Annotated in this window: 21 protein-coding genes; 7 read left to right on the forward strand and 14 right to left on the reverse strand. The window is 74.1% G+C overall.

What is annotated here, in order from left to right:
* Positions 1-91: 91 nt before the first annotated feature.
* Entirely contained in the window at positions 92-628 is a 537-nt protein-coding gene (locus FHU28_RS18745; protein ID WP_184685846.1) for a GNAT family N-acetyltransferase, read from the forward strand.
* A 1-nt stretch (position 629) separates the two neighbouring features.
* Here FHU28_RS18745 and FHU28_RS18750 read toward each other — a convergent pair whose 3' ends face one another.
* A complete protein-coding gene (locus tag FHU28_RS18750; protein ID WP_184685847.1) occupies positions 630-1040 on the reverse strand; it encodes an MmcQ/YjbR family DNA-binding protein in 411 nt (136 codons plus the stop codon).
* Between the two features lie 164 nt (positions 1041-1204).
* Here FHU28_RS18750 and FHU28_RS18755 point away from each other — a divergent pair, with 164 nt between their 5' ends.
* The 3 genes from FHU28_RS18755 to FHU28_RS18765 all read left to right on the forward strand — a co-directional run bounded on the left by FHU28_RS18755 (position 1205) and on the right by FHU28_RS18765 (position 4611).
* The gene (locus tag FHU28_RS18755; protein ID WP_116505569.1) at positions 1205-2320 is read left to right on the forward strand and encodes a WD40/YVTN/BNR-like repeat-containing protein; all 1116 of its coding nucleotides are present in this window, start codon (positions 1205-1207) and stop codon (positions 2318-2320) included.
* Complete coding sequence (locus FHU28_RS18760; RefSeq protein ID WP_184685848.1) at positions 2317-2613, forward strand: MoaD/ThiS family protein; 297 nt, start codon at positions 2317-2319, stop codon at positions 2611-2613. The genes FHU28_RS18755 and FHU28_RS18760 overlap by 4 nt, the downstream gene beginning before the upstream one ends.
* Before the next feature lie 84 nt (positions 2614-2697).
* Positions 2698-4611, forward strand: a complete 1914-nt coding sequence (locus tag FHU28_RS18765) for a beta-propeller domain-containing protein (protein ID WP_184685849.1) — start codon at positions 2698-2700, stop codon at positions 4609-4611.
* A gap of 49 nt (positions 4612-4660) precedes the next feature.
* Here the strand turns inward: FHU28_RS18765 and FHU28_RS18770 are convergent, their stop codons facing one another.
* The 9 genes from FHU28_RS18770 to FHU28_RS18810 all read right to left on the reverse strand — a co-directional run bounded on the left by FHU28_RS18770 (position 4661) and on the right by FHU28_RS18810 (position 13338).
* Positions 4661-5275 (reverse strand): hypothetical protein, encoded by a 615-nt coding sequence (locus FHU28_RS18770; RefSeq protein ID WP_184685850.1) that lies wholly within the window; start codon positions 5273-5275, stop codon positions 4661-4663.
* Positions 5272-6621: a hypothetical protein gene (locus FHU28_RS18775; protein WP_184685851.1), complete on the reverse strand. Its 1350-nt coding sequence runs from the start codon at positions 6619-6621 to the stop codon at positions 5272-5274. The genes FHU28_RS18770 and FHU28_RS18775 overlap by 4 nt, the downstream gene beginning before the upstream one ends.
* Positions 6621-7415, reverse strand: a complete 795-nt coding sequence (locus tag FHU28_RS18780; RefSeq protein ID WP_184685852.1) for an ABC transporter ATP-binding protein — start codon at positions 7413-7415, stop codon at positions 6621-6623. The genes FHU28_RS18775 and FHU28_RS18780 overlap by 1 nt, the downstream gene beginning before the upstream one ends.
* 74 nt (positions 7416-7489) lie before the next feature.
* Positions 7490-8305: a zf-HC2 domain-containing protein gene (locus tag FHU28_RS18785; protein ID WP_184685853.1), complete on the reverse strand. Its 816-nt coding sequence runs from the start codon at positions 8303-8305 to the stop codon at positions 7490-7492.
* Positions 8302-8886 carry an RNA polymerase sigma factor gene (locus FHU28_RS18790; protein ID WP_311773616.1) on the reverse strand — a complete coding sequence of 195 codons (585 nt, stop codon included), beginning with the start codon at positions 8884-8886 and terminating at the stop codon, positions 8302-8304. The genes FHU28_RS18785 and FHU28_RS18790 overlap by 4 nt, the downstream gene beginning before the upstream one ends.
* Positions 8887-8950: 64 nt before the next feature.
* On the reverse strand, positions 8951-10117 hold the full coding sequence (locus FHU28_RS18795) for an SGNH/GDSL hydrolase family protein (protein WP_184685855.1): 1167 nt from the start codon (positions 10115-10117) through the stop codon (positions 8951-8953).
* Between the two features lie 73 nt (positions 10118-10190).
* Positions 10191-11030, reverse strand: coding sequence for a sugar phosphate isomerase/epimerase family protein (locus tag FHU28_RS18800; RefSeq protein ID WP_184685856.1), 840 nt, complete (start codon positions 11028-11030; stop codon positions 10191-10193).
* Positions 11027-12190, reverse strand: coding sequence for a dihydrodipicolinate synthase family protein (locus tag FHU28_RS18805; protein ID WP_184685857.1), 1164 nt, complete (start codon positions 12188-12190; stop codon positions 11027-11029). The genes FHU28_RS18800 and FHU28_RS18805 overlap by 4 nt, the downstream gene beginning before the upstream one ends.
* Positions 12187-13338: a Gfo/Idh/MocA family protein gene (locus FHU28_RS18810; protein WP_184685858.1), complete on the reverse strand. Its 1152-nt coding sequence runs from the start codon at positions 13336-13338 to the stop codon at positions 12187-12189. The genes FHU28_RS18805 and FHU28_RS18810 overlap by 4 nt, the downstream gene beginning before the upstream one ends.
* Before the next feature lie 104 nt (positions 13339-13442).
* Here FHU28_RS18810 and FHU28_RS18815 point away from each other — a divergent pair, with 104 nt between their 5' ends.
* Positions 13443-14465 (forward strand): LacI family DNA-binding transcriptional regulator, encoded by a 1023-nt coding sequence (locus tag FHU28_RS18815; RefSeq protein ID WP_184685859.1) that lies wholly within the window; start codon positions 13443-13445, stop codon positions 14463-14465.
* Between the two features lie 39 nt (positions 14466-14504).
* Positions 14505-15014 carry a pyridoxamine 5'-phosphate oxidase family protein gene (locus FHU28_RS18820; protein WP_184685860.1) on the forward strand — a complete coding sequence of 170 codons (510 nt, stop codon included), beginning with the start codon at positions 14505-14507 and terminating at the stop codon, positions 15012-15014.
* Positions 15015-15086: 72 nt separating this feature from the next.
* On the opposite strand, the gene FHU28_RS18825 is transcribed toward FHU28_RS18820, so the two are convergent.
* Together FHU28_RS18825 and FHU28_RS18830 are read right to left on the reverse strand one after the other, a co-directional pair.
* Positions 15087-15707, reverse strand: a complete 621-nt coding sequence (locus FHU28_RS18825) for a class I SAM-dependent methyltransferase (protein WP_184685861.1) — start codon at positions 15705-15707, stop codon at positions 15087-15089.
* 107 nt (positions 15708-15814) lie between these two features.
* Positions 15815-16759, reverse strand: a complete 945-nt coding sequence (locus FHU28_RS18830) for a sugar phosphate isomerase/epimerase family protein (protein WP_184685862.1) — start codon at positions 16757-16759, stop codon at positions 15815-15817.
* A gap of 160 nt (positions 16760-16919) precedes the next feature.
* Between FHU28_RS18830 and FHU28_RS18835 the strand changes: the two genes are divergently transcribed.
* Complete coding sequence (locus tag FHU28_RS18835) at positions 16920-17330, forward strand: NUDIX hydrolase (RefSeq protein ID WP_184685863.1); 411 nt, start codon at positions 16920-16922, stop codon at positions 17328-17330.
* Here FHU28_RS18835 and FHU28_RS18840 read toward each other — a convergent pair.
* Both FHU28_RS18840 and FHU28_RS18845 read right to left on the reverse strand, forming a co-directional pair.
* The gene (locus tag FHU28_RS18840) at positions 17327-18217 is read right to left on the reverse strand and encodes an arginase family protein (RefSeq protein WP_184685864.1); all 891 of its coding nucleotides are present in this window, start codon (positions 18215-18217) and stop codon (positions 17327-17329) included. The two genes, FHU28_RS18835 and FHU28_RS18840, sit on opposite strands and share 4 nt — an antisense overlap.
* 37 nt (positions 18218-18254) lie before the next feature.
* Complete coding sequence (locus tag FHU28_RS18845; protein WP_184685865.1) at positions 18255-18986, reverse strand: class I SAM-dependent methyltransferase; 732 nt, start codon at positions 18984-18986, stop codon at positions 18255-18257.

Here is an 18986-nt window from a genome sequence, read left to right on the forward strand (position 1 = left end):
CAGCCGTCCCGCCCGGTGGTCCCGGCCGCCGTCCGCGACGCCCGCGTGCGTACCCTGACCAGGTACGCAGTCGCGACCGTGGAGAACCGCCATGACCAGCCCCGCATCCCGTGCCGTCCGGGTCGCCCGCCCCGACGACGTGGCCGCCCTCGTCGACCTGATCGAGTCGGCGTACCGGGGTGAGCGCAGCCGGCAGGGCTGGACCCACGAGGCGGACCTGCTGGCCGGGCAGCGCACCGACCCGGACATGGTCGCCTCGGCGGTCACCGCCGCCGACGGCGTGGTGCTGGTCGCCGAGCAGGACGGCGACCTGCTCGCCTGCTGCCAGCTGGAACGCCGCGACGACCACGTCTACTTCGGGATGTTCGCGGTCAGCCCCGGCCGGCAGGGCGGTGGCCTGGGCCGGGAGTTGCTGGCCGAGGCCGAGCGCTACGCGGCCGAGCAGTGGCACGCCGGGGAGATGCGGATGACCGTGATCGTCCAGCGCGACGACCTGATCGCCTGGTACGAGCGGCGCGGCTACGTCCGCACCGGCGAGCTGAGCCCGTTCCCGTACGGCGACGAGCGCTTCGGCCTGCCGCTGCGGCCGGACCTGGCGTTCGAGACGCTGCGCAAGAAGCTCGGCTGACTCAGCCCGGCCGGTCGACGAGCGCGACCAGCTTCTTCGGGGCCAGCACGCAGTAGCTCTCGGTGAGCAGCTCGGCGACCTCGGTCCAGTCCGTGTCGGCGTCCAGCCGCAGGCCGACCACGTCGGCGGCCCAGTCCGGCTTGAAGAAGTGCGGCCCGGCCGCGAGCAGCCCGGCGATCTCGTCGCCGGGGGAGCGGAACGTCATCACACAGACCGGTTCGTCGGTCGCCGCGGCCCGCGCGTACGCGGCCTGGTGGCCGGGGTCGACGGTGAGCACGTGGGCGAACGTCCGGCCGCGGACACGCCACCGCACGCCCACCCAGGCCGGCTCCTCGTAGGCGTCCGGCAGGCCGAGGCAGACCGGGCGCAGGTGGTCGAGGTGCTCGGGCGGAACGTCTCCGGGGCCGGTCATGCCCGCAGGCTAGCCGCGGCCCCCGACAATCCCGCCGCTCCGGCGTGGCGCGCGGGCCCTCGCGCGTGCGGCGGAGAAATGTCACAGCCGGGGAGTACCACGACGATGAGTTTCGGCAGGGCGCGCGGTCAGTGCAGGGAAGACACCTGGATGGAGGACGAGACATGAGCGGCGTACGGGTACTTGTCGGCACGCGCAAGGGCGCGTTCATTCTGACGTCGGACGGCAAGCGCGACGACTGGACGGTCGACGGACCGCACTTCGGCGGATGGGAGATCTACCACCTCACAGGTTCACCTGTCGAACCGGACCGGCTCTACGCGTCCCAGTCCGGCGGCTGGTTCGGGCAGCTGATCCAGCGCTCGGACGACGGCGGCCGGAACTGGACGACAGTCGGCAACGACTTCGCCTACAGCGGCGAGGTGGGGCAGCACCTCTGGTACGACGGCACCCCGCGCCCGTGGGAGTTCAAGCGGATCTGGCACCTGGAGCCGTCCCGCCACGACCCGGACACCGTGTACGCGGGCGGTGAGGACGCCGCCCTCTACCTGTCCACCGACGGCGGCCAGAAGTGGTCCGAGCTGACCGCCCTGCGGCAGCATCCGACCGGCCCGTCCTGGCAGCCCGGCGCGGGCGGGATGTGCCTGCACACGATCATCCTCGACCCGGCCGACCGGGACCGGATCTACGTCGCGATCTCGGCGGCCGGCGCGTTCCGCAGCGACGACGGCGGCGCGAGCTGGCTGCCGATCAACAAGGGACTGCGTTCCGGCGAGATCCCCGACACCGACTCCGAGGTCGGGCACTGCGTGCACCGCCTCGCCCAGCACCCGTCCCGGCCGGACACGCTGTTCATGCAGAAGCACTGGGACGTCATGCGCACCGACGACGCCGGCGGCAACTGGCGGGAGATCAGCGGCGACCTGCCGACGGACTTCGGGTTCCCGATCGCGGTGCACGCGCACGAGCCGGAGACGGTCTACGTGGTGCCGATCACCAGCGACTCGCTGCACTACCCGCCGGAGGGCAAGCTGCGCGTCTACCGCAGCCGCACCGGCGGTGAGCACTGGGAGCCGCTGACCGAAGGGCTGCCGCAGTCGCACTGCTACGTCAACGTGCTGCGCGACGCGATGGCCGTCGACACGCTCGACCCCTGCGGAATCTACTTCGGCACCACCGGCGGTCAGGTCTACCACTCGGCCGACGGCGGCGACACCTGGGCGCCGATCGTGCGTGACCTGCCGGGAGTGCTCTCGGTCGAGGTCCAGGTGCTGCCGTGATCCGGGTGGTGTTACCGGCGCACCTGAAGAACCTGGCGCACGTCACCGGCGAGGTACGCGTCGAGGTGGCCGGGCCGCCCACCCAGCGGGAGGTGCTCGACGCGCTGGAGGCGGCGTACCCGATGCTGCTCGGCACGATCCGCGACCGGCACAGCGGGAAGCGCCGGCCGTTCGTCCGCTTCTACGCCTGCGAGCTGGACCTGTCGAACGAGTCGCCGGACGATCCGCTGCCCGAGGAGGTCGTCACAGGCAAGGAGCCGTTCATCGTGCTCGGCGCGATGGCCGGCGGCTGAGCGCATGCGGCCGGGAACCGTGCTCGCCGCGGCCGCGTCTGACGGTCCATGACGTGTCGCAGATCCCGGACGATCGGATGGACGATGGCCGCCGCGCTGGCCCTCGGTGGCTGCACCGCGTCACCGCCGGCCGATCAGCCGCCCACCGGCCGGCCCGTTCCGGCCGGTGGATTACGGCTCGTCGCCTTCGACTCCTGCGACGAGGCGCTGCGGCAGATCCGGGCGGCCGCGCGGGCCGCGGTGGGACCGTGGGGTCTCGGGCCGAACCACGACATGCTCCGGTTCAGCGCGGAGTCCGGGGTCGACGGCGGCGCCGCGAAAGCGGCCGGGCCGGCGTCCACGCCGGACTTCTCCGGCACGAACGTGCACGAGGCGGGCGTGGACGAACCGGACCTGGTCAAGACCGACGGCCGGCGCATCGTCACGTACGGCCGGGGCGTGCTGTCGGTCGTCGACCCGGTGACCCGCCGGCAGACCGCCCGGCTGGCGCTCGACCCGGCCGCCGAGCGGTTCTCCGGTCAGGAGGGCAACCTGCTGCTGCACGGGGACCGCGCGCTCGTGCTGCTGCGCGCCGGAACGGTCCCCAAGTCCGCGGTGCCTGGTCGGCGTCCCGCACCCGGCATGGTCGGGCAGGCCCGGCTGGTCCTGGTCGACCTCGCCGCAGCGCCGCGCGTCGTCGGCGAGTACTGGATCGACGGCCGGATGGTCGACGCCCGGCAGGTCGGCGCGACCGCCCGCATCGTGATCAGTTCCGGTCACCGGCTCGAATTTCCGCAGCCTTCGGGAAAGCGTACCGACGCGCAGCGGACCGCCGCGAACCGCGCGGTCGTCGACAAGGCCACGCTCGACGACTGGCTGCCCCGGTACGAGGTCCGCGACAGCGTCCGCACGGTCGGCAGCGGTCGGGTCGGCTGCGACCGGGTCAGCCGGCCGGCCGGCTTCTCCGCCGCCTCGATGCTCACCGTGCTCAGTTTCGACCTGGCCGCGCCCGCGCTCGGTGCCGGTGACCCGGTCACCGTGTTCGCGGACGGCGACACCGTGTACAGCAACGGTCAACGCCTCTACATCGCCAACGACCAGCGCTGGCGGGCGTGGCGCGCTCCGTCACCGGCGGCGCGCGACGACGGCACCGAGATCTACCAGTTCGACACCGCTGCGGGCACGCCGCGCTACGTCGCCGCCGGATCAGTGCCCGGCTGGCTGATCAACCAGTACGCGCTGTCCGAGTGGGACGGTCACCTGCGGGTCGCCACCACCATCGGCGACAGGTGGGGCCGGGGGAACGCCTCGCAGTCCGGCGTGTACGTGCTGCGCGCCGACGGTCCCACGCTCAAGCGGGTCGGCGCGGTCACCGGCCTCGGCAAGGGCGAGCGGATCTACGCGGTCCGGTTCATCGGCGGCACCGGGTACGTGGTGACGTTCCGGGAGACCGACCCGCTGTACGGCGTGGACCTGCGGGACCCGGCCAAGCCCCGGGTCACCGGCGAACTGAAGATCAACGGGTATTCGGCGTACCTGCATCCGGCCGGCGACGGCCGGCTGATCGGGGTCGGGCAGGACGCGACCGACCGAGGGCGGGTGACGGGCACCCAGGTGTCGTTGTTCGACGTCGCCGACCCGGCCCGGCCGGCGCGGATCGCCCAGCACCACGTCGCCGGCGGCTGGTCCGAGGCGGAGCACGACCCGCACGCGTTCCTCTACTGGCCGCCCGAGCGGCTGATGGTGATCCCGGTACGGCAGCCGGGCGTGGACACCGATCGGCCCGACGGCACGAAGCGCCCGCCGTCCGGTGGTGTGCTGGCGTTGCGGCTCGGCGACAAGGGCTTCACGGTGGCCGGCGCGGTGGACCATCCGGGGAGCGTGGCCGACGGCGGCGAGTGGGTGGCGATCCGCCGTTCGCTGATGATCGACGGTGTGCTCTGGACGGTCTCCGAAGCCGGGCTCAAGGCGACCGCCCTGTCCGGCATGACCACCCTGGCCTGGGTGCCGCTGGCCTGACGTCGGCCGGGCCTCGCCGCGCGGTGGACGCGCGACGAGGCCCGGCACGTCACTGTTCCAGCGCCGCCTCGGCCGCCGCGACCTGCGGGCCCACCCGCAGCGCGTACGCGACGACGCCGCCGAGAAGGAACGTCGTGGCGGTGACCGCGGCGATCCGGTTGCCCGGCTCCTGCGCCATCCACAACGCGACCTGCCGCCATTGCGGTCCGCCCGGCGCGGCCAGGAACGCCCCCAGCGCGGCCCAGGCGGTGGGCACCTGCCAGGCGGCCCGCGCGCCGGCGAGCGCGGCGCCGAGTCCGACCAGCCCGATCAGCCCGGCCGTGTTGCGGGCCAGCACGGACAGCGGCCCGAAGTCGGCGCCGAGGGCGCGGGCGGCGGCCAGCAGCCCGACCACCACCACGCCGTACGCGAGCAGGTGCCCGGCCCGGCGCGGCGCCCACTGCCACGCGGCGGTCCGCTCCAGCGCCGGGTCGGTGCCGGCGAGCGTCGGCCCGAGCGGCGCGACCGCCAGCGCGGTGGTGAGCACGGCGAGGCCGGCCGGCACCTCGGGCCGGTCGGTGAAGGCGGCCCAGGAGACGGCCATCACGGCGACGGCGACCGCGGATCCGGCCAGGGCGGCGGGCAGCCGGCGGGACCGCACGTACAGCGGCAGCCAGCGGGTCACGGCGCGGCCCGTCCGGTGAGCGCCGGCATCAGGTCCGGCTCGCAGCGCGCGGCCGCGTCCCGCAGCGCGGTGACCCGCCGCAGTTGCTCCGGCTCGGGCAGCGCGCGCAGTTGCCGCACCCCGGCCCGGATCTCGTCCTGCTGCTCGTCGGCGTACCGGTATCCGGTCCAGGAGTCCCAGAGCCGTACCGTCTCGGCGTCCAGCAGCCAGGCCGCGGCGATCGCCGGGGCGATGTCGTCGCCGCTGCGCCCGCAGCCGGACCACATGGTGCCGCCGCCCAGGGCGATGCGCTCGGCCACGTCGGCGGCCCGGCCGGTGTCCGGGTCGACCTCCAGGAGGAACTGCACGGTGCCCGGTGCCGGCTTGGGCCGGTGCCACTGCTCGCTGTCGTTGCTGCCGATGGTGTCCAGCCGCAGTTCCACCGCGCGGGTCGGCGCGTTCGGCAGCTTCGCCAGCGCGCGCAGTCCCCGGCGGGCCTCGGTGGTGACCTCGGGCAACAGGTGCGCGTTGACGGCGGTGACGCACACCTGCGGCGTGCCGTCGGCGCAGACGTAGCGGCGCGCTCCCGCGTCGAGCTGCCAGATTCCGGCCGGGCCGGGCACGCCGATCAGCACGAGACCCGCCACGCCGCCGGCGAGGCTCGCGAACGCGCCGGCCCGGGTCAGCCACGACCCGCCCGCCGCCAACAGCAGCCCGGCGAGCACCAGCCCGGCCCCCAGCGCCAGCCGGCTGAGCAGCAGCCGGTCCGACAGCGTCTCCCAGGGCGTGTCCGGCGGCCAGTTGATCATGAGCGACGGACTCGACAGCGTGCTGTCGACGCCCGCGATCAGGGACGTGCCCTCCTGCGCCACCAGCGCGGCGGCGGCCAGCAGCGGGGGCAGCAGCGGCGAGGACCACAGGCGGCCAACGGCCGTGCCGCACCAGGCCGCGCCGACGAGCACCAGCACGTCGACCAGGGGCCCGGCGAGCCCGCGTACGCCGAGGTAGGCGCCACCGGTGGCGACCAGCGCCGCGCCGCCGGCGAGCACGAGCAGGTGCGCGGCCGCGACGGCGACGCCGAGCGCGGTCATCGCGGGCAGCGCGCGTTGCCAGCGGGGCCGGCCGGTGCTGTTCATCAGCTCGTCGGCGCGGGTACGCCGGTCCCGGCGACCGAGTACCGCGCCGCCGGCCAGCGCCAGTGGCATCAGGAAGAACATGGCGGAGGAGTGCACGTAGCCCAACCGCAGCCACTGTCCCTGCCAGAAGCTGTACATGCTCGCGACGCCGAGGATCCCGATGGCGAGGAGCAGCACCGCCACGGCCGGGGCGTTCGAGCGGCGCAGTTCGACGCGTACCTGTCGGATCATCAGGCGCCCCGGTGCTGCTGGAGGAGGTACGAGTAGCCGCGCTCGGCGGCGCTGTCGCCGACGCCGCCGGTCTCGCCGTGGCGGATCAGGTCGGCGGGCAGACCCTGGAAGACGCGGGCGCCGTGGTCCATCAGGATGACGTCGGAGCAGGCCGCCACCACGTCCTCCACCAGGTGGGTGGAGACCAGCACGCAGGCGTCCGTGCCGAGTTCGCGGATCAGCTCACGGAACTCGACCCGCTGCTCCGGGTCCAGGCCGACAGTCGGCTCGTCGAGCAGCAGCAGGTCCGGCTCGTTGACGATCGCCTGCGCGATGCCGGCGCGGCGCAGCATCCCGCCGGACAGCGACTTGAGCTTGGCGTCGGCCCGGTCGGTGAGGCGTACCCGGTCGATTGCCCGCTGGGCCGCGGCCGGCACCGCCGAGGCCGGCATCTCCCGCAGCCAGGCCACGTACTCGACGTACTCCCGGACGGTGAACCGCGGGTAGTAGCCGAACTGCTGCGGCAGGTAGCCGAGCCGGCGGCGCACCGGCCGCAGCTCCCGGCTGGCGGTGGCGTCCGCGCCGAGCAGCCGCAGCACGCCGCCGTGCGGCTTGACCACAGTGGCCAGCGCGCGCATCAGCGTGCTCTTGCCGGCGCCGTTCGGGCCGAGCAGCCCGTGCACGCCGGCGCCGAGCGTCAGGCCCAGGTTGTCGACGGCCAGGTGTCGTCCGGCCTTCACCGACAGTCCCACCGCCTCGATCCGCCAGGCGTGCCGGGTCGGCGCCACCTCGTCGGCGCTCACTGCGCGTACCAATGTCGTCTCCTTCTCGGGCACTGTCGGTCGCGGCGCCGGGCGGGCGCCGTGTGGTCGTTTCATGGGGTGCGGAGTCAGCGCCAGCCGGGTCGTCGCAGGTGGTCGGCGCGCAGAACGGACAGCACTGTGAGCACGACGGCGGCCGTCGCCCAGACGGGCATGGTCGCGGGCCGGATCAGGGCCTCGGTCGCGGCGGCCGCGCGGGCCAGGTCGGGCCCGCCGGCGAACGACAACGCGGCGACCGCCGCGAGCCAGCCGCCGCCCAGCACGGCGGCCGCCAGCGGCACGCCGACGCGGCTGCCGAGCAGCAGCGTCGCCGCGACGAACGTCAGGCACGGCAGCAGCCACAGCACGGGGTTGCGGCCGACCGCCAGCCCGGCCACCGCCAGCACTGGCGCCACCAGGAGCAGAACCGCGAGGGTACGGCGCAGCAGCAGTTCCAGTCCGGCGCGGGCGGTGCCGGCGACCACCTCCCAGGCCGGGTTGGCCCGGTGGGACCAGGCCACCGCGAGCCCGGCCAGCGGCGCGACAGGGGCCAGCAGCAGCACCGCCGAGGGGCGGTCCGGGTAGTTGCGGTCCAGCAGCACCGCGGCGAGGATCGCGGTGCCCGTCAGGGCGGCCCAGGCCAGCAGCGACCAGTCGGTCCAGCGCAGCCACCACCGCCGCAGCGGTCGCCGGGGCGTCGGTCGTGGCCCGGTGCGGGCCTGTTCCAGGATCGCCTCCCGGGCGTCGCCGAGCAGCGTCCGCAGCGGCGGGGCGGCCAGCTCGCCGAGCCGGTGACGGCACTCGGCGCAGCCCTCCAGGTGCACCTCGACCGTCCAGGTGGCGGCGTCGTCAGGGCTGCCCGCGGCGTACGCCGCCAGGGCCGACTGTGGTACGTGAGCGGTCATGCCAGCGCCTCCCGTAGCGCGTTGCGGGCACGCCGCGCCCGGCTCTTCACGGTGCCCTCCGGCACCCCCAGCAGGACCGAGGTCTCCCGGACCGTCAGCCCGTCCAGGACCATCGCGGCCAGCACCGCCCGCAGTTCCGGGGCCAGCGCGTCCAGGGCGGCGCCCAGTTCCAGGCTCATCGACCCGGCGAGCGCCTCGTCCTCGGCGGCGGGCGCGCTGCGTACCGGCAGCACGTCGGTGGGCACCTCCTGGACGCGGGCGCGGCGGCGCAGCGCGTCGACCAGACGCCGGGCCGCGATGGTCCAGATCCAGCCGGCTGCCGAGCCGCCCGGCGCGTCCGACCCACCGGAGCGCCGGATGCCGGAGAACGAGCCGGCGGCCCGCCACACGGTGAGGTACGTGTCCTGGAGGACCTCGGCGACGATGCCGTCGTCCGCGCAGCGTCGTCGCAGCCGGATCGCGAGCCACGGCGACGTACGCCGGTACAGCTCGTCGAACGCGTCCAGATCGGCCCGCGCGACCCGCCGCAGCAGCCGCTCCTCGTCCTGTTTGCTTCCTCCCACGCCTAGATGGTCGTCCACGGCCCCTCCGACGGATCACGGCGCGGCGTGACCTGGGTCACACCGCGCCGTGTGTGGGTGTCCGTCACTCCGCTGCGGCGAACGGTCCCTTCGGTCCGAACGCCAGTGCGGCGAACCGTTCGCCGATGCGCCGGTCGGTGGCCGGGTCGGGGTGCAGCTCGTCGGGCAGCGGCAGCTCGGCGTAGTCGGCCTCGCCGTACAGCTCCAGCCCGTCGAGGTAGTGCAGGTTCGGGTCGGCGTCGGCCCGGGACGCCACGATCCGGGCCAGCTCGGCGCGGATGACGCGCAGCGTGAGCCGGCCGGACGCCACGTCGGCCGGGTCGCCGGTGGCCCGGAACCGCACCCTGCCGTCGACGAACTCGACGGCGCCCGGGCCGGGCGTGTCCTCCTGGATCGGGCACAGAATTGACGACACGACAAGCAGCGGGGTCCGCGGATGCCCCTCCCGGATGGTGTCCAGGAAGCCGTGCACGGCCGGGCCGAACGCGCGCAGCCGCATCAGGTCGCTGTTCACCACGTTGATGCCGATCTTGACGCTGATCAGGTCGGCCGGGGTGTCGCGCATCGCCCGGGCGGTGAACGGGTCGAGCAGCGCGCTGCCGCTGAACCCGAGGTTGACCAGCTCCACGCCGGCCAGCGTGGCGGCCACCGCCGGCCAGGTGCCGGTGGGGCTCTCCGCGTCCGAGCCGTGGCTGATCGAGCTGCCGTGGTGCAGCCACACCCGGCGGCCACCCGTGTCGGCCGGCTCGACCGGCGCGTCCGTGCGCAGCGCCACCAGCTCGGTGATCTCCCGCTGCGGCAGCCAGATCACCACCTCCTTGTCGGTGGCGGGCAGGTCGGTGAAGCGCACCGTGCCGACCGGCCCCGGCTCGATGCCGGACGTGCCGGTGGCCAGGTCGATGGTGAGCACCTTGCCGCCACCGGCGGTGGCCTGCCCGGCGAGGCGACCGTCGACAACCAGGTCGTAGCGGCCGTCCGGACGTGGCCCGGTGCCCCGGTAGACCATCTTCATGGGCAGCACGTCAAGCTCGACTGTGGTGGCGCGGGTGCGGAACACCAGCCGTACGCCCGAGGGCATCGCCTCCGCCGTCATCAGCTGCGGGTCGATGTTCTGCGCCCGGGCCCACGCGGGCAGCCGGTGCGGCAGCACCCCGTCGGCGGTCTGTTCCAGGTCGAGCGCGCCGCGCAGCAGGTCGGGAGTGATCGGAGTGGTGAGGTGCGGGGATGCCATGATCCCGATCCTGCCCCCGGGTCGGGGGACCGGCCACCTGATTTATCCGACAGGCCGGACTCGTCACGCCCGGTCAGTCGGTGAGCACCAGATCCACATACCGGGCGATCATGGTGGCGAGGACCCGGTCCGGGTCGGTGGCCCACACCTCGGCGTTGAAGATCTCCACCTCGACGTCGCCGGTGTATCCGGCGGCCTGCACCGCGCGGCGCAGCGGCGGGAAGTCGATGTGCCCGTCGCCCATCATGCCGCGCCCCAGCAGCACGTCGGCCGGGAGCGGGGTGAGGAAGTCGCAGATCTGGAAACTCGCGATCCGCGTCCCGGCGCGGACGATCTGCCGCCACACGTCCGGATCCCACCAGACGTGGAACGTGTCCACCACGACGCCGACCTGCTCGGCCGGGAACGCCTCGGCCAGGTCGAGCGCCTGCCCGAGCGTGGACAGCACCGCCCGGTCGGCGCAGTACATCGGGTGCAGCGGCTCCAGCGCGAGGCGTACCCCGCGCTCGCCCGCGTACGGCGCCAGCTCGGCCAGCGCGTCGGCGACCCGCTGCCGCGCGCCGCGCAGGTCGCGGGAGCCGGGCGGCAGGCCGCCGACGACGAGCACCAGGCAGGCGGCGCTCAGCGCGGCGGCCTCGTCGATCGCACGGCGGTTGTCCGCGAGGGCCGCGGCCCGTCCGGCGTCGTCGGCGGCGGTGAGGAACCCGCCCCGGCACAGCGACGACACCCGCAGCCCGGCGTCGGTGACGAGCCGCGCCGCGGCCGGTACGCCGATCTCGGCCACCGGCTCGCGCCACAGCCCGATCGCCGGGATGCCGGCGCGCACACAGCCGTCGACCGCCTGCGCCACCGACCAGCGCTGCGTGGTGCGCTGGTTGAGCGACAGCCGCGCCAGCCGTGGGTCGACGGTCATCCGGGCACGCCCGCGACGTCCAGGTACGCGCGCATCCGCCGTGCCGCCAGGCCGGGGTCGAGCAGCAGCCCGGCGGCGTCGGCCAGCCGGAACGCCTCGACCAGGTGCGGGACGCCGCGCCCGCCGTGCAGGCCGCCGACCATGGTGAAGCCGGGCTGCCGCCCGTTGAGCCAGGACAGGAACGCGATGCCGGTCTTGTAGTAGGGCGTCGGCGGGCCGAACAGGTGCCGGGACAGCGGCACCGTCGGGTCGAGGATCGCCCGGAACCCGGCCCTGTCGTCCGCGTCGAGCCGGCTCAGCGCGGCCGACGCGGCCGGGGCGATCGCCGCGAACGCGCCGAGCAGCGCGTGGCTGAACCGCTTCCCGTCGCCCTCGATCAGCTCCGGGTAGTGGTAGTCGTCGCCGGTGTAGACCTTCACCGTCGGCGGCAGCAGTTCCCGCAGCCGCACCTCCCGGCCGGCGTCGAGCAGCGACACCTTCACGCCGTCGACCAGGTCGGCGTGGGCGTGCACCAGCGCGGCGAACGTCGCGGTGGCCTCGTCCAGGTCGGTCGAACCCCAGTAGCCGGACAGCGCCGGGTCGAACATGTCGCCGAGCCAGTGCAGCACCACCGGCGCGCCGGCCTCCCGCAGCACCTTGTCGTAGACGCGCAGGTAGTCCTCCGGGCCGGTGGCGAGCGCGGCGAGGTGCCGGCTGGCCATCAGCACCGGCGTGGCGCCGTACTCCTGCACGACCGCGAGCTGCTCGGCGTACGCGGCGACGACCTCGTCGAGCGTGCCCGGCACGCCGGTGAGCTGGTCGGTGCCCACCCCGGCGACGATGCGTCCGCCGCAGGAGGCGGCCTCGGCGGCGCTGCGCCGGATCAGCTCGCGGGTGGCCGCCCAGTCCAGCCCCATCCCGCGCTGCGCGGTGTCCATCGCCTCCGCCACGCCGAGCCCCCACGACCACAGGTCGCGCCGCACTGCGAGCGTCGCGTCCCAGTCCAGGCCCGCCGGGCGGCCGGGGGAGTTGTCGGCGTACGGGTCGGCGACGACGTGCGCGGCCGCGTACGCGATCCGGCTGGCCGGCGGTGCGGCCGGCCGCTGCCAGGCGGGCGGTTCCCGAAGTGTCAGCTTCTTGGTGCCGCCGCCCGGCGCCGGCAGCGTGATCCGCGTGCTCACCGGGGGATCTCCTCGATCGTCACCCGCCGCCCCTCGCGGGCCGAGCGCAGCCCGGCCTCGGCCAGCTGCACGCCCCGGGCCCCTGCGAGGAAGTCCCACGGGAACGGCTCGTCGTCGACGACGTGGCGCAGGAACGCCTCCCACTGCACCTTGAACGCGTTGTCGTGCTCGCCGTTGTCCGGCACGATCTGCCACTGGTCGCGGAACGGCTCGGTGACCGGCAGGTCGGGGTTCCACACCGGCATCGGGGTGGCGCCCCGGTGCTGGATGCGGCAGTCGCGCAGCCCGGCGACCGCGCTGCCGTGCGTGCCGTCGACCTGGAACTCGACGAGTTCGTCCCGGTGTACGCGGACCGCCCAGGAGGAGTTGATCTGCGCGACGACGCCGCCGGCCAGTTCGAAGATGCCGTACGCGGCGTCGTCGGCGGTGGCACGGTAGCGGGCGCCGTTCTCGTCGACGCGCTCGGGGATGTGCGTGGCGGTGACAGCGGTGACGGCGGTGACCGGGGCGATGATCTGTTCCAGCACGTAGTGCCAGTGCGGGAACATGTCGAGCGTGATGCCGCCGCCGTCCTCGGCGCGGTAGTTCCAGCTCGGACGCTGCGCGTGCTGCCAGTCGCCCTCGAACACCCAGTAGCCGAACTCGCCGCGCACAGACAGGATCCGGCCGAAGAAGCCGCCGTCGACCAGCCGCTTGAGCTTGCGCAGGCCGGGCAGGAACAGTTTGTCCTGCACGACGCCGTTGCGTACCCCCTTGGCGGCGGCGAGCCGGGCCAGTTCCAGCGAGGCGAGGAAGTCCTCGGCGAGCGGCTTCTCGGTGTAGACGTGTTTGCCGGCCTCGATCGCGGCCCGGATCGCCTTCTCCCGCGCGGCGGTCACCTGGGCGTCGAAGTAGATCTGGTTGGCGTCGTCGGCGAGCGCCGCGTCCAGGTCGCATGTGTACGCCGACAGCCCGTGCCGTTGCGCGATCGCGGCCAGGCGGTTCTCGTCGCGGCCCACGAGTGTCAACTCGGGCCAGATGCGGCTGCCGTCCCGCGCGGGCACGCCGCCCTGTTCGCGGATGGCGAGCAGGGACCGAACGAGATGCTGACGGTAGCCCATCCGCCCGGTGACGCCGTTGAGGATGATCCCGACGGATGTGCGCTCCACTGTGCCCCTCCCAGCGGTGAATGCGCTTTCAGTAAGCGCTTTCAGGGTGTTACCGTAGCCACGCCGGAACACCGGGTCAAGACGTTCCGCAGGGAGACTCATCGATGCCGCACGTGACGCTGGAAGACGTGGCCAGAGCGGCCGACGTGTCCCTGGCCACCGCCTCCCGGGCGCTCAACGGGCGACGGGTCACCCCGCACCTGCACGACCGCGTGCTGGCCGCCGCCGCGCGGCTCGCGTACACCCCGAACGCCCACGCCCGCGCGCTGGCCGGCGCGTCGCACCGCAGCGTCGGGGTGATCTGCCACGACGTCACCGACCCCTACTTCGCCGCCGTCGCCGGTGGCGTCATGCGGGTCGCCGCCGACAACGACCTGCTGGTCATGCTCGCCAGCACGTTCCGTGACCCGGAACGCGAGATCGCGTACGTGTCGATGCTGCGCGCCGAACGCGCCCCGGCCATCCTGCTCATCGGCTCCGGCTTCGAGGATCCGCGTTGGGACCGCGCCCTGGCCGCCGAGCTGACGCCCTACCTCGACGGCGGCGGCCGGGTCGCCGTGGTCAGCCGGCACCGCACCCTGAAGGTCGACAGCGTCCTGCCGGAGAACCGGGCCGGGGCCGCCGAGCTGGCCCGCGCGCTGCTCGGCCTCGGCCACCGCCGCTTCGCGGTGCTCTCCGGCCCGTCCGAGCTGACCACCGTCGCCGACCGGTTCGGCGGGTTCCGCGACGAGCTGGCCGCCGCCGGCGTGACGCTGGCCCCGGCCGCAGTGGCCGAGGCGGAGTTCACCCGCGACGGCGGCTACCAGGCGATGACCGAGCTGCTCGGCCGTGGGCTCGACGCCACCTGCGTGTTCGCGCTCACCGACGTGATGGCCGTCGGCGCGTACGCGGCGCTGCGCGACCACGGGCTGTCGGTGCCCGGCGACGTCTCGGTGGCCGGCTTCGACGACATCCCGATCGTCCGCGACCTCACCCCGCCGCTGACCACCGTGGCGCTGCCGCTGCGGCAGCTCGGCGAGAAGGCGATGGAGCTGGCGCTCACCGAGAACCCGGGCCGCCGCCGGCGGATCACCCGCCTGCCCGCAGAGGTGGTGCTGCGGGCCAGCACCGCGCCGGCCCGCTCCTGAGCCCGGCCGGTAGGGTGCCGCCATGATCGAGGACGCCACGTGCCGTTGACGAATCCCTGGCTGACCGGGCCGGCGCCGACGAGGAAGCTGGACCGGGACCGCCTGGAGGAACGCATCCTCAACCTGCTGTCGTCGCAGAACATGTGCGTGCTCGCGACCGCCGGGCCGGACGGCCCGCTGGCCACGTCGGTGCGCTACTACCCGCTGGACTTCACGCTGATGTTCACCGCCGCCCCGCGCTCGCCGAAGATGCGCAACATCGCCGCCGACCCGCGCGTGTCGGTCGGCGTCTTCGCGCCGCTCGTCGGGCTGGCCAGCAGCCGCGGCGCGCAGGTGTTCGGCACCGCCCGGGTGCTCGGCCCGGAGCACCCCGACCGGGCCCACCACTGGGCGGCGTTCCGCTGGGAGAACGAGCACGCGGAGCGCGGCCGGTCACTGGCCGAGCCGCCCGAGGACCCGCTCGTCGTGATCGAGGCCGACCGGATCGTCTACACCGAACACTGGCTGCGCCGCGAGGGCTACGCCCCACGTCAGCACTGGCGTCGCTGACGCCGCTCGCCGCGTCACGGCGGGTAGAGCGCCACGTGTGTCATCCGGGCCCGGGGCGTTCCACCGGGCGCGCTACGGGCCGGCGGGGGAGCGGGTGGCGCGCAGCAGGTTGCCGGCCAGCCGCAGGTCCCCGCCCTCGACGCGGGCCAGCACGTCGATCCGCTCCACCGTGACGTGTGACCACAGCGGCTCCGGGAACGCCGCGCGCAGGGCGTCGGCGTCCAGGCCCCAGCCCTGGCCCGCCTCCGGCGACACCGCCAGCACGAACACCGCCCCGCCGGGCGCGGTCAGGCGCGGCAGCAGCGCCAGATAGTCGCGGACGGCAGCGCCCCGCCGGTCCAGCGAGTGCAGCAGACCGGAGTCGAACACCGAGTCGTACGGCGCCGGCGGCACCGGGATCGCCGTGGCGTCGCACACCTCGAAGCGCACCGGAAGTCCCGCCTCGGCGGCCCGGGCCCGCGCCTGACCGATCGCCACCGGCGAGATGTCGACACCCGTCACGTCGAGGCCGCGGCGGGCCAGCGCGAGCGCCAACTCCCCGGTGCCGCAGCCGACGTCGAGCACGCGCGGCCCGCGTACCCCGGTGTCGAGGACCGCGGCGAGCGCCGGCTGCGGACCGCCGATCTCCCACGGCGGACGCTCGGTGTCCCGGTAGAGGTGGTCGTAGTGGACGTCGTCCGGCTCGTCGGTCATCGCGTACCCCCTCGGTCGTGACAGATGCCGAGCGTGTCACGTCCGACGGCGGTCCGTGCGCCCGCCGGGCCCGGCGGTGAGCCGGCCCCGGCGGTCACGCAGGCGCGTCAGAACCGCAGCCGGCGCAGGTAGCGGTAGCCGACCTCGGCGGTCTGCTGCGGCGTCACGTCCGGCGTGTCGTTCTCCACGATGTACTCCAGCACCTGGTGCCCGCGGAAGATCCGGGCGAAGTCGATCATCCCGGTGCCCAGGTCGGCCATGTCGCCGGTGGCCGGGTCGCGGTCCTTGACGTGGTACTGCAGGACCCGCTGCGGAGCCGAGCGGATCACGTCGAGCGTGAAGCCCTCCGGGTCGGCGACGCCCTCGCCGGAGTTGATGCCGCCGGTCACCGCCCAGTAGATGTCGATCTCCAGGTGCACCAGGCGCGGGTCGAGTTCCTCGGTCAGCACGTCCCACGGCCGCCGGCCGTTGCCGAAGTCGATGGTGAACTCGTGCGCGTGGTTGTGGTAGCCGTACCGCAGGCCCGCCTTGCGCGCCGCGGCGGCGTCCACGTTCATCTGCTCCGCCCAGCGCTTCCAGTCGTCCTCGCGGTCGGAGTTCAGGTACGGCACCACCATGAACCGCTGGCCCAGCGTACGGGCGTTCGCGATCTTCTGCTCCAACCCGGCGGCGTCGGCGGCGATGCCGTCGTGGCTGGAGCTGGCCTTGATGCCGATGCGGTCCAGGAACCGGCGCAGCTCCCGCGCGGTACGCCCGAAGTAGCCGAGCGCCAGCTCCACCCGTGGATAGCCGATGCGGGCCAGGTGCGCCAGCGTCGCGTCGTAGCCGGGGGAGCCGTTGAGCGCGTCACGGACCGTCCAGAGCTGGAGGCTGATCATCTCCTTCGGCACCGGACGCCGGCCGTGGTGGTGCCCGCCGCCGGCCTGCGCGGCAGTCGCGCCCAGCCCGGTGGCCAGGCCGACGCCGGCGAGCGCGGCGAGGGAGCCGCGCAGCAGTCCACGCCGGTCCAGCGACTGCTCCAGCGCGGCGTGCCCGTCATGTCCGTAGCACATCGTCGTACCCCTTCCGAGGCCAGGCAGGTGGTGGGGCTGGGCCGACGCTACAAAAGACATGTCGATATGTCTATAGCTTCCGTCGTTACTGATAGGACTTTCGTCGTATCCGAGCAAAAGTGAGGAGATGCGTGGCCGCGCCCCATGGCATGCTCGGGCCGTGGCCAACTACGACGTCGCTCTCGTCCTGCTCGTCGACCCGACCGGCGCGATCCTCATGCAGCACCGCGACGGCAACGCACCGGTCTCCCCGTACCAGTGGAGCCTGCCCGGCGGCAGCATCGAACCCGGCGAGACACCGGAGCAGGCCGCCCGCCGCGAGCTACTGGAGGAGACCGGGCTGACCGCCGGGGAGCTGCACCTGCTGTGGAGCGGTCCGCGCCCGCACGAGAACGGCTTTGCGCACACGGTCACCGTGTACGTCTTCCGCGGCACCACGCAGGCGCGGCAGGAGGATGTGATCCTCGGCGAGGGACAGGCAATGGTCTTCGTGCCCCGCGACGAGGTGCTCGACCGCGACCTGGCGGTGAGCGCGGCGAAGGTGCTGCCGCTGCACCTCGCCGGCGCCTAACCGGCCGTCAGCGCCCCGGCCAGCGCGCGGACGAACCGGGGGAGCACCTCGTCGTCCGGCAGATGGTGCGGGTTGATCTCGGTGACCGACAGCCCGGCGAACCGCGGGCTCGCCACCAGCTCGGCCAGCGTGGCCGCCGCCTCGTCCAGGCTCAGCCCGAACGGCTCCGGCACGTCCGCCAGCGGCGCGTCCACGAAACTCAGCACGTCCACGTCGAAGTGCACCACGAACCCGTCGCCCGCACCCTCGGCCACCGACCGAGCCCGCCGCGCCGCCGCCCGCGCGTCGGCGTGCACCTCATCGGCCGGCACGTACGCCAGCCCCAGCTCCGCCACCAGATCCCGCTCGTGGTCACCAGGGGGCAGCGAGTCCCCGTACACCACCACCCGCTCCGGGGACAGCAGCGGCGTCACCGGCCCGACACCCGCCACCTCGTGCAGTGTCCCCGGCAGGCCCAGCATGTGCGCCAGTCCCATCGCGTCCAGATTGCCGTTCGCGCGGGTCACCGGCGTGTAGAGATCCGGGCCGCCGTCCACGTACACCAGCGCGGGCGACATCCCGGCCCGCGCGCACCCGGCGACCAGGCCGACAGTCACTGTGCAGTCGCCGCCGAGCACCAGCGGCACGCGGTCCCGGCTCAGCGCGCCCGCGACCCGGTCGGCCACCGCCGACGCGACGGCGGCCACCGCGCCCGCGTTCTGCCCCCTCGGGTACGCCGGATCGGGCCGCCACCGGAAGCCCGGCACGTCACCGGAGTCCTCGACGTCGGCGCCCAGCAGGCCGAGCAGGCCGGCGGCGCGCAGGGCGGCCGGGGCGCGCTCGACACCCGGGGTGTGCGCGCCCGCGCTCGACGGGGCTCCAACAACCGTCCACCGACGAGGATCCATCGCCCCACCCTAACCTCGGGTGGGCCTGACACCGGGATCAGCGCAGCACCAGCAGGTCCAGCGCGTCGATCACCGGCCCGGTGTCCGCCTGTGCTGCCTCGCGTAGCCGCTGGACGCCGGCGGCGTACTCCGCATCGGTGATGAGCTGAAGCGGCGTGTGCGCCTCCCGTCGCAAGCCAGCCGCCGCCTCCCACAGCGAGGAGGCGGTGACCTGCGGGACCTGCTCGACCGTCGCGGCGCCGAAACCGGCGTCGGCGAAGGCGGACGCGACGTCGGCGACACCGGGATACGTGTCCAGCACGCGGACCGCCTCGGGGAAGTAGTCGAACAGCGTGATCGCCTCGTGCCGTCCGGCGAACGCGGACCGGATCAGCACCGGGGCGCCCGGCCGCAGCACCCGGCGCAGCTCGCGCGCCGCGGCGGCCAGATCGGGTACGTGGTGGATGACCGTGGACAGCCATGCGCCGTCGAGGCTCCCGTCGGCCAGCGGGATGTGCCCTGCGTCGCCGGCCACGAGCGGCGCGAACGCGCAGCGGGCGCGCATCGCCGCCGACGGCTCGACGGCGACCACCTCGACGTCGGGGAACCAGTCGGTGAACGCGCGTGCCCAGGCGCCAGTGCCGGCGCCCAGGTCGAGCAAGCGCATCCCCGCGCGCGGGGCGAGGTGCCGGGCGACGGCGGCACGCCAGGCCGTGAGAGCGTCGTCGGTGAGGTGCCGGGTCGCGGCGAACGCCTCGGCGTCGACGTCGTGGTACGCGATGCGGGCCAT

Origin of the sequence: Micromonospora echinospora, assembly GCF_014203425.1 — a bacterium.
Taxonomy (GTDB): domain Bacteria; phylum Actinomycetota; class Actinomycetes; order Mycobacteriales; family Micromonosporaceae; genus Micromonospora; species Micromonospora echinospora_A.